This window comes from Priestia sp. BR_2, from assembly GCF_041954005.1.
Lineage (GTDB): Bacteria > Bacillota > Bacilli > Paenibacillales > Paenibacillaceae > Paenibacillus_AQ > Paenibacillus_AQ lautus_A.
The window spans coordinates 64,752-74,796 of record NZ_JAVFHM010000252.1 but is presented as its reverse complement, the minus strand read 5'-3'; the positions used below and the strand labels follow the sequence as shown (position 1 = coordinate 74,796).

The 10,045-nt window shown below is 49.8% G+C and carries 9 protein-coding genes, 1 tRNA gene and 1 pseudogene; 2 read left to right on the top strand and 9 right to left on the bottom strand.

Going from position 1 to position 10,045, the window contains the following annotated elements:
* Window positions 1–43: 43 nt before the first annotated feature.
* Window positions 44–475 (bottom strand): annotated as a pseudogene (locus tag RB298_RS20385) (glyceraldehyde 3-phosphate dehydrogenase NAD-binding domain-containing protein); the annotation flags it as partial.
* Between the two features lie 100 nt (window positions 476–575).
* On the bottom strand, window positions 576–1,619 hold the full coding sequence (locus tag RB298_RS20380) for a sugar-binding transcriptional regulator (protein ID WP_009593661.1): 1,044 nt from the start codon (window positions 1,617–1,619) through the stop codon (window positions 576–578).
* A 257-nt stretch (window positions 1,620–1,876) separates the two neighbouring features.
* Between RB298_RS20380 and RB298_RS20375 the strand changes: the two genes are divergently transcribed.
* A tRNA-Arg gene (locus RB298_RS20375) sits at window positions 1,877–1,951 on the top strand.
* Between the two features lie 162 nt (window positions 1,952–2,113).
* Window positions 2,114–2,710, top strand: coding sequence for an ATP-dependent Clp endopeptidase proteolytic subunit ClpP (gene clpP / locus RB298_RS20370; RefSeq protein ID WP_009593635.1), 597 nt, complete (start codon window positions 2,114–2,116; stop codon window positions 2,708–2,710).
* Between the two features lie 485 nt (window positions 2,711–3,195).
* On the opposite strand, the gene RB298_RS20365 is transcribed toward clpP, so the two are convergent.
* The 7 genes from RB298_RS20365 to RB298_RS20335 all read right to left on the bottom strand — a co-directional run bounded on the left by RB298_RS20365 (window position 3,196) and on the right by RB298_RS20335 (window position 9,806).
* Complete coding sequence (locus RB298_RS20365) at window positions 3,196–4,269, bottom strand: PdaC/SigV domain-containing protein (protein WP_096777145.1); 1,074 nt, start codon at window positions 4,267–4,269, stop codon at window positions 3,196–3,198.
* A 139-nt stretch (window positions 4,270–4,408) separates the two neighbouring features.
* Entirely contained in the window at window positions 4,409–4,663 is a 255-nt protein-coding gene (locus RB298_RS20360) for a hypothetical protein (RefSeq protein ID WP_009593646.1), read from the bottom strand.
* Between the two features lie 233 nt (window positions 4,664–4,896).
* A complete protein-coding gene (locus RB298_RS20355) occupies window positions 4,897–5,949 on the bottom strand; it encodes an ABC transporter substrate-binding protein (protein WP_009593633.1) in 1,053 nt (350 codons plus the stop codon).
* 65 nt (window positions 5,950–6,014) lie between these two features.
* Complete coding sequence (locus RB298_RS20350) at window positions 6,015–6,821, bottom strand: ABC transporter permease (RefSeq protein ID WP_096777144.1); 807 nt, start codon at window positions 6,819–6,821, stop codon at window positions 6,015–6,017.
* Complete coding sequence (locus tag RB298_RS20345) at window positions 6,822–7,670, bottom strand: ABC transporter permease (RefSeq protein ID WP_009593648.1); 849 nt, start codon at window positions 7,668–7,670, stop codon at window positions 6,822–6,824.
* Complete coding sequence (locus RB298_RS20340) at window positions 7,667–8,638, bottom strand: ABC transporter ATP-binding protein (RefSeq protein WP_096777143.1); 972 nt, start codon at window positions 8,636–8,638, stop codon at window positions 7,667–7,669. Before RB298_RS20340 ends, RB298_RS20345 begins: the two co-directional genes overlap by 4 nt.
* 406 nt (window positions 8,639–9,044) lie before the next feature.
* On the bottom strand, window positions 9,045–9,806 hold the full coding sequence (locus RB298_RS20335; RefSeq protein WP_096777142.1) for an SIMPL domain-containing protein: 762 nt from the start codon (window positions 9,804–9,806) through the stop codon (window positions 9,045–9,047).
* Between the last annotated feature and the right edge of the window lie 239 nt (window positions 9,807–10,045).

Below are 10,045 nucleotides of genomic sequence, written 5' to 3'. Positions count from 1 at the left end.
TTTACCTCTTCGTCGGACTGTTCGGAAGTGTAGAAGGGTCTGCAGTATGGTTAGCTGCATGGTATTTGGCTGCGTTAACGCCCATAACGATGGTGCTATCTTCGTCAGTAGCTGGAGCGGAGATGATAACTTTCTTAGCGCCGCCTTTCAAGTGAGCGGAAGCTTTGTCTTTCGCTGTGAAAATACCAGTGGATTCTACAACGATTTCAACGCCGTACTCAGCCCAAGGCAATGCTTCAGGGTTACGCTCAGCGAATACTTTCACTTCGCGGCCGTTTACAACGAGTGCGCCTTCTTTAGCTTCAACAGTTGCATTCAGTCTGCCGTGAGTCGTGTCATATTTCAAAAGGTGTGCCAGCGTTTTTACGTCCGTCAAATCGTTGATTGCCACGATTTCAACTTCGCTGTTGTTCAGCGCAGCGCGGAATACGTTACGTCCAATACGTCCAAAACCGTTAATACCTACTTTAACCATGAGTAGTTCCCTCCATATTTGTAAAATTTATATATTCAAGATTGGCCGTTAAGCCAATCGAGACAACAAAAAATGAAAAATCTGTTGTACGCCCGCGGACTCAAATGCCGGCGTCAATTTCCTTCTCGACTTCCAATGCCGCGGCTTCATCCGTAACGAGAATGTCCTCGTGTCCGAATTTCAGCACCGCGTGAATCGCTTTGCCCTTGCCTTGCCCTCCAGCAATGCCGATGATGGTCTCCGTCCGCATAATATCCTCAAGCCGGAGTCCAAGGGTAAGCATTTTGTGGACAACTTCGCCATCTTCGCTGAAATAATAGCCGAAGGATTCCGCGATCGCGCCATCTGCCTGCAAGTTCCGGATAGAGCCTTCATCCAGCTTCCGCCGTCTGGCCATCTCCATGGCATCCCCGATGCCGTGAATAATGACGCGGCTGCGCCTGATCACATCCACGATCTCCTGGATGTGCTGATCCTGAACCAACGATTGATAAGCATCCTCGCTGAGCAGATCCGGAACATGAAGCAATCGGTACTCAGCCCCAACGCGCTTAGCCATTTTGGAAGCAATGGTGTTCGCTTGAATCTCCATGCTCTCCCCGAGGCCGCCACGCGCCGGCACAAACCAAGTGCTTGTCAACGGTTCGCCGCCAGGCAAAGAGGACATCTGCTCTGCCACTTCGGCGAGCGTGGAGCCGCCTGTTACGGCAATCGTATCTCCATCCTGGACAAAGTTAAGCAGCGTTCTTGCTCCGGCCCGGCCAAGCTCACGTTTGACTTCCGGAGATGACTCGCTGTCACCGGGAATAATGACCACTTTACGAAGCCCGTAAGCCTGACGAATCTTCTCTTCCAGTTCAACCAGTCCGAACAACTCATTCATGACCGGTTCCAACTCCTCCAGCAAGCATATCCCTGAGCCGCTGATCCGCATGCCGAGCGTTTCAATCTCGATCAGCCCTTGCGCTTTCAGAAGATCAGTCTCTGCTCTGAGAACACGCTCGGTCATCGATAACGATGAAGCCAGTGTTCTTCGGCCAACAATTCCGGACAACTTGATCTGATGAAGGATGGTATACCTTCGTTTAAGAGTGTCCATCAGATCCGGCAGAAGTTGCTCTTGTATTTCTAATAGGTTACGCATGCATTCCACTCCTGCAAACTTCGTCTCGGCTCTCCTACCTGGTCGTAAAATGTCCCAGTTAAACTTTTTAAGTCCCACCCTTATTCTAACCAATAATCATGCCGGTTGCAAGTGTCCGAAAGTATATTTCTCTACCCCAGGCATTCTTATACATTATGGCCAACTACCGGCTCGTCTATATAATAGGAACAAAGTTTTGTCCGCTATTGTATTTTTGAAATAGATGCGGTATAATCAACTTCGTTGCTGATTTTTGTGCGCCCGTGGTCCAATGGATATGACGTAGGCCTCCGGAGCCTGAGATCGAGGTTCGATTCCTCGCGGGCGCGCCATTATAACATTTATTCTCTATACTGATTACCCTAAAGTGCCCATAACGGCTCTTTTTTTTACTCAATAGTTTGACTTTCTTTGACTTTTTGATTTAAATTGTTTATCATGTGGGTAATACGGTAACAGTATTTATATGAGGTACTTAAGAGGAGGTTTTCCACGTGAGTTTTATACCTATGGTCGTTGAACAAAGCAACCGCGGTGAGCGGGCGTACGACATCTATTCCAGATTGCTGAAAGACCGCATTATCTTCCTCGGCTCCGACGTAAATGACGTGGTCGCCAATTCCATCATTGCCCAAATGCTGTTCTTGTCGGCTGAGGATCCCGAGAAGGATATTCATCTTTACATCAACAGCCCTGGCGGTTCCATTACCGCAGGTATGGCGATATTCGATACGATGCAGTTCATCAAGCCGGACGTCTCGACGATCTGTGTCGGCATGGCTGCTTCCATGGGCGCATTCCTGCTTAACGCAGGCGCCAAAGGCAAACGCTACGGTCTCCCTAACAGCGAGATCATGATTCACCAGCCGCTCGGCGGCGCACAAGGTCAAGCCACGGATATAGAAATCCGCGCCCGCCGCATTCTCAAAATGCGCGACAAGCTGAACCGCATCCTGTCCGAACGCACCGGCCAACCGCTGGAGCGCATCGAGAAGGACACGGATCGCGACTACTTCATGACGGCTGACGAAGCCAAAGAGTATGGCCTGATCGATCAAGTACTGGAAAACACACCGCCGCAAGGCTTATAAAAGAAATGAAGTAAAGGGCAGGCGCCGTTATCCGGTGCCTGCCTTTTCTTATCCTCTGGATCCATTGAAAACTTCGAATACTAAATAGTGAGAGTGTCCCCTTCGGTCGCTGTTGAAATCGGGAAACTGGAATGAATTGAAAAAGGTTGTTTCCCGATTTCAAAGGCGAACGCGCTGCTCTTCCAAGGATACTCTCACTTCGGTACGATTTTTTCAATAAAACATAAAGACGGTAAGGCCATGCCCCTCTTAAAAGGGCTATCTTAACTTGAGGGGAGGGGAAAAAGGGCACACCTATGGTGAGATTCACAAAAAATCCCCTTGATCATAGGGCGCAGGAGTATATGCTCCACGCTCAATTGATCAGGGGATTTATCGCAACGGATTCCAGCACAGTGTTACATCAGGACAGCATCATGTATCTAAACAAGCTATAGTATGAAATTTAATGATTACAGTTTACACAAACCGCCTATCCTATACTCTTACTTCCACTCTTTCAGCTTCAGCTCAAACTCAGGAAATCCATAGGCATAGGCGGTGTACTCATAAAGCTGGAAGTACAGCACCGCCGCGTTATCCTTCACATAGAAGTCGGCATCGGCAGGCACTCCCTCAAAACCGCCGAGGTAACCTCCCTCTTTCTTCATCTTGCTCAGCACAAGGTTGTTCAGCTTCTGCTTGTTCTTGCCCTGCATGTTGATGAAATCGCCCAGCTTCATTTGCTTGCCGTCCTTCAAGGAGAACGTGAAGCTTTTACGGAAGGTCATGCCATGGGCACCGCCGGTGTACGAATAATCATACGCCGTAATGCTCAGGATGTCGTTCTGGTTGTAATGGACCACGAAGTCACCGCTGAATTCGTAAGGGAAACTGGATTCCGACGGCGGGAATTCTTCGGCGTTTCCTTCCGCACCGGTGATTACGCCGGACGCATTTTCTTTCAACACTTTGTTGATTTCGGCTTGGACCTCCGCATTATCGAGTCCGCTGATTACAGGATAATTCACAACAGCGTCTACGCCCTGAATATTCTTCTTGAGCGCAACCGATTTAATGGTAATGTCATTCAGCTTCTTCTGTGTCATGCTCAGTGTTTTCAAGGAAGGATTCCATTGTCCCTGAACGCCCATGTATTCGCTGATCGTTTTGAACGGCAGATACAGACGTCCATTGATGATCTGTCCGCCCGGCTCGCCGGCATACGAACCGTTCACCAGAATGCCGATTTCGCTTGCAGCGTACACGGCGGCGCTCAGCTTGTTATAGCCGTTACCCAGTGTATACGTGCGGTTTTTGGAATCATATTTAAGAGGCATCCCCAGACCATCCCGCAAAGCGGTCGCTGGCACATAAGTTACCCCATGCAGCACTAGACCTTTTTGTGACAAGGTTTTGCCGTTCCATTTCAGTACAACTTCATTTTTCGACGTTTTTTGGCTGGCGGAAACGGGTGCCTTAGCGGCGCTTGCATCGATGACCTGTCCGCTCAAACCAAGACTACCAAGCAGGACACTAGTTGCAATTAATGATGCACATACACGAAATTTAGGATTCATATCAGAATTCCACCTTTGTTAAATTAAGTTTCCGTTAGTTGTTAATCTATTACCCTTAATCATTATAAGGAAAGCTTTCAATGTATTGGTAACAAAGTGAATGACAATTTTGACTCCATGCCATAGGACCTATACATTCTCATGATTCTTTCCGGACGAACGCCGCTGCGCTAAGAAACACACCGAACAAGAGAGCACTTGAACCCGCAAGCAGCAGTAGTTCACTGCCTTGGACAACGTAAGCAAGAAGAATCAAACCGATGCCAACGAGTGCACTGTGAATGCTCGTCAGCAGCAGATGCAGCGCGCTTTTCCTGAAAAAATTCAGAAATAAAACAGCAGCGATGCCTGCAACAATCAAAGCAATAAACCCCATGCTCGTCAGATCACTCAAGCTGCTTCTTCCTTTCTGGGATACCCCATTTATAAAAAACGGGCCTAAACGGTATACAACCTCCTTATATATAACAACGAAAAGGATCCTGAAGTTGTGGTGGAATTCCTGAAAATCGGCCAATTCTTCCCACTTTGGGACTAATGTCTCATTCTGCTCTGCAAAAAAAGAGCCCATCCCCTTTAGGGGACAGGCTTCCTTTATTACAAAAAGATGAAGAACTGAAGCTTATACTAACGACCGCTCTTCAGTTCGGTCCATAAACGATCATAGACGGAGAGCGAGTCACCGACATTATCGAGCCACTCGGTACGGCCCAGCTCCTCTTCCGTCAGGTTGATCATCGTATTGGCGCGGTATTCCTCGCTATGGAATTCCATCGCTTTCGTGTTCGGATTGCTGTATCCGATAAATTCATAGTTTTTGGCACTGACTTCAGGCTCCATCATGAAGTTGATGAATTTCTCGGCCAGCTCCTTATTCTTCGCACCTTTTGGAATCGCGTAGTTGTCCGAGAATATGGTCGCTCCTTCTTCAGGCACCACGTACGCTACATCCGGATTCTCCGCCGCGATGAACGCTGCGTCACCGGACCAAACCGTGGCAATCCAGCCTTCCTCCTGAATCATCTTCTGCTTAATATTGTCCGTATCAAACGCAAGGACATTGGGCAGCAGTGTCTTCAGCTCATCGGATGCAGCCGTGATTTCCGCCTCATCCGTGCTGCTGTTGGATTTCCCTTGCTTTTTCAGCGCCATGCCGATCATTTCACGGTTGTCGTCCAGAAGCAGGACTTTGCCCTTGTATTCCGGATTCCAGAGGTCTTCCCAGCTGTTGATTTCGTCCTTCACATACTTCTTGTTATATGCAATTCCCGTTACGCCGGACGTGTAAACGATCGAATATTTATTGCCCGGGTCATAAGACGGATCTTTGAAAGTATCCGTAATATTGACGAAGTTCGGGATATTATTCATGTCAAGCGGCTCAAGGAGCTCCGATTCAATCATCGTTTTGACCATATAATCGGACGGCTGAATGAGGTCATAACCGCTGCCGCCAGCCTTGATCTTAGCCAGCAGGTCTTCATTGTTCGCGTAGTTGTCGTAGGTTACCTTCACGTCGAACTTCTCCTCAAAGTCCTTCAGCACCTCGGGATCGAAGTTATCCGCCCAGCTGTAAATATGAAGCGTCTCCTTATCCGAGCCGCAGCCGGCCAGCAGTCCTACAGACAATACCGCAACCATGCCTGCCGTCAGCAGGCGGGTCCATCTTGATTTTTTCAATTCAATATCTCCTCTCTTTCCACTTGCATGTTTTAATTTTATTTCGAAAAAAGCGTTTCTATCGCTTAGATCGGTAATGTTTTGTGTTTCTTCTGCCCATTGCCGCGGTTAAGAATATATTGGGCTAACAGGATCAGCGTGATGCTGACCAGTATGAGCAGCGTGCACAGCGCGTTGATCTCTGGCGAGATGCCGCGCTTCACCTGAGCGTATATATAGATCGGCAGCGTTGTTGAGCTTGGGCCGGCGACGAAAAAGCTGACCATAAAATCGTCCAGCGACAGCGTGAAAGCAATCAATGCGCCGGAGATAATGCCCGGTGCAATCTGCGGCAGCGTGACGTGCCGGAACGTTTGCCAAGGCGTGGCGCCCAAATCCTGGGCAGCCTCGTCCAGCTGTTTGCCCATCCCCGACAGTCGGGCCGTTACCACGACATAGACGTACGACAGGCTGAACGTAATATGGGCGATGATCACCGTTGCCTTGCCAAGCGGCATGTTCAGTTGACTGAACAGCACCAGCAGCGACAGCCCCATAATAATATCCGGGATGATGACCGGCAGATACAGCAGGCCATTCATGCCGCTGCGGCCTTTACGCCCCAAATTCCGAAGCGAGAGCGCCGCTGCAGTCCCGAGCAGGGTGGAAACGATCGTCGAGATGACGGCCACCGTCAAACTGTTCATCAGCGCTTCCATCACGTGCCGATTCTGGAATAGCGACACATACCAATCCATCGTAAAGCCTTCCCAATTGCCGCTAAGCCGCGTATCGTTAAAGGAATAGATGATAATCATGACGATGGGTACATAGATGAAAGCCATCATAAGGAAAGAGTGAACCCCGAGCAGCGGGTGATTCTTCTTTTTCACTTATCTCCCCTCCCCTACGCGTTGATGGCGGGCTTGCATCGCCCGGTTAAAGAGCAGGATCAGCACCAAGGACGTAATCACAAAAATAACCGATAACGCCGCTCCAAAGGGCCAGTTGCGCGCACCCAGGAACTGCTGCTGAATGATATTGCTGATCATGGAGGACTTGGCGCCCCCCAATATATCCGTGACGACAAACATCCCGGAAGTCGATACGTAGACCAGAACCGCACCCGTCATGATGCCGGACTTGCTCTGAGGCAAGGTAATATGCCGAAATGCCTTCCATCTGGAAGCGCCCAGATCGCTGGCCGCATCCAGCAGACGTTTGTCCATCTGCTCCAAGGCCACGTAAATCGGCAGCACCATGAACGGAATGAAGTTATACACCATCCCGAGCAGTACGGCGCCGTACGTATACAGCATCTGAATCGGCTCGTCGATCCATCCCGCCCACAGCAGCAGGCTGTTCACTACGCCTTGCGTCCGGAGCAGCAGAACCCACGCATAGGTTCGGATCAAAAAGTTGATCCAGAACGGAACCGTGATCAGAATCAATCCCCAGGTTTGGATACGCGGGGAAGCGTTGGCTATATAATAGGCCAAAGGATAGCTGACTAACAAGCAGATCACCGTAGTCAGCAGCGACAGTACCAAGGTATCCCAGTAGATGCCCAAATATAATGGATCAAAAAAAGTCTTGTATCCTTCCAGACTGAAGGAAAACACGACATTCCCGAGCGAATCCCGCGAGAGAAAGGAAATGCCGACCACGATCAGCATCGGAACGATTAGGAACAGGGATAACCACAGCAGCACCGGAGTCAACAGGAACCTTGATTTCCTCATGGCCCGATGATCACCTCATCCTTGGCGTTCCAGTTCACCCCAACCCGTTCGCCAACCTCCCACGGATGGTCATCCGAGATATCGAGGGCAATCGTGACCTTCATCGGCTCATCGTCCAATTGGACCAGCAGCTTATGAACGCTGCCGAGGTACTGCACATCCTCAATCACGCCGCTCTTCTTGGCACCCGATTCCCGCTGGGGAATGAGTTTCTCCGGCCGTACGGCAAAAAGCCCCTCAGGCGAGGAGAAGACGTTATTCTCCCCTACAAACGTGGCGGCAAACAGCGTTTGCGGTCTCGCATAGATCTCGCGCGGCGTGCCGATTTGCTCTACCCGTCCATGGTTCATGATGACGATCCGGTCGGATAGCATCATGGCTTCCTCTTGGTCGTGCGTTACATATACAAACGTGATCCCGAGCGTCCGCTGCAAATGCTTGAGCTCGGACTGCAGGTTCTTCCGCAGCTGCAAATCCAGCGCGCCGAGCGGTTCATCCAGCAGCAGCACCTTCGGCTTGTTGGCGATGGCGCGCGCAATGGCCACGCGCTGCTGCTGTCCGCCGGACAACTGGTGCGGGAAGCGTTCCCGCAAGGCGGTCAGCTGCGTCATCGCAACAGCCTCGTCCACGCGCTCCTTGATGAGCTGGCGCGGCATTTTTTTCATTTTCAGTCCAAAAGCGATATTGTCTTCTACGGTCATATGCGGAAACAGAGCATAGTGTTGGAATACCAAATTCAAATCCCGCTTGTTCGCAGGCATATCCGTCACATTCTGACCCGCCAGCCATACCTGTCCTTCGGTCGGCTGCTCGAATCCTGCTATCATTCGGAGAATCGTCGTTTTGCCGCAGCCGCTGGGGCCCAGCAAAGTCAGGAATTCCCCTTCTTTAATGGAGAGCGACAGCGGATGCACGACCGCTTGTCCCTGAAAATGCTTCTCGATCCGGACAAGTTCAATCACATGCATCAACCCCTTCTTCAAAATGTGACCTGTTCGTTTCCATGTGTACATCCTATTACCAGTATGCACAAAAACGTTCTCCACTAAGAAGAAACGGTCCTACTGCCTGTTATGCTCAGGTTGGCAGAATCCGTTTCTTAAGGGTGGAGGCGGTTAGAAGTCTCTACTAAGAAAAAAAAGCCATATCCATGGGTATGGCTTTAAACGTTAGATCAAAGTTCAGTTTTTCGCATATTCACTATACCTCGTTTTCCCCCTATACACAACACTTTTCTGTGTATTTCGACAGGGGAAGGGCCGGATATGGCACCGGATAATGGTATTTCATTTTTTAACAGACATGCGAAAAAACCGTTCGCCCGATAAAGACCGGAATGAACGGTTTTTTCGCATGCTGCGTCGATTAAAGCGACTACTTCAGCTGGTATTGCACGTACAGCTGTGTCGTGATTTTGATCTCGCCCGGCTTCACGGATGTGTTTGCGCCAGCGTCCGCTGCCGTGGACTGAGCCTCCATCGCCATTTTTTCGAGGCCATAGATGGTATCTACGCCAACGGAACCTTCCACAATGTTCAGTACGATACCGAGTTGACGCTTGGACGCCTTCGCCATCGCTTGTGCCTTCAGGTCTGCGTTCGCCATCGCCTTATCAATCACTTGCGCTTCGAATGCATCGCGGTTCTCAACCGAGAAACGGGCGTTGCCGATGGAATTGGCGCCGGCATCGGATGCTGCATCGAGCAGATCCCCGACCTTGCTCAGATCGCGAAGCGTAACTTCCAGGGAATGATAGGCGGTGTAATTTTTCACTTTACGTCCATTCTCATCGGAGTACGTATAGTTCGGTTGTACATAGAACTGCTCGGTTTTGATATCCTTGTCGTCGATCTTCCAGGTTTCTTTCAACAGCTTCGTAATCTTATCCATTTTCAGCGCATTGCTCTTCTGTGCGGATTTTGCGGTTTCCGCATATGATTCTGCCCCGATGGAAAGATAAACGATATCTGGCTTCACCGAGATCTCGCCTTTACCAAGTACGGTAAGAAGGTTTTGCTGTGCTGCCTCCGCCGCGTGCACCTCGGTTGCTCCGCTCAACCCGACCCAAGCCGTGCTGCCAGTCAGCAGTGCGCCTGCAATCATGATAGAACCTACTTGTTTGACCCATCTTTTCATCTTTGTCAGCCTCCTTCGATATTGGCATCGCTGCCATGCTTGCCTTACCCTTCTAACGTGAGGGCATTGGTAAATGTTGCATCCGAATCGGAGCGTTTTGATATTTTTCTTGTAATATTTTTTTGCGCCCAATTCATTGGTATTTCTAGGCATGATTGGCTATTTAGCCAAATAAGATACCGAATGAAGCCGGAAGCTGCTGTTTAACATGGAAGCCTTAATGGGTAACTAACTTACAC

Excerpts from the sequence above, each read along its gene's own strand:
- RB298_RS20380 (WP_009593661.1), bottom strand. The coding sequence starts at position 1,619 with ATGCGTAACCTATTAGAAATACAAGAGCAACTTCTGCCGGATCTGATG.
- RB298_RS20365 (WP_096777145.1), bottom strand. The coding sequence starts at position 4,269 with ATGAATCCTAAATTTCGTGTATGTGCATCATTAATTGCAACTAGTGTC.
- RB298_RS20345 (WP_009593648.1), bottom strand. The coding sequence starts at position 7,670 with ATGAGGAAATCAAGGTTCCTGTTGACTCCGGTGCTGCTGTGGTTATCC.
- RB298_RS20340 (WP_096777143.1), bottom strand. The coding sequence starts at position 8,638 with ATGCATGTGATTGAACTTGTCCGGATCGAGAAGCATTTTCAGGGACAA.
- RB298_RS20335 (WP_096777142.1), bottom strand. The coding sequence starts at position 9,806 with ATGAAAAGATGGGTCAAACAAGTAGGTTCTATCATGATTGCAGGCGCA.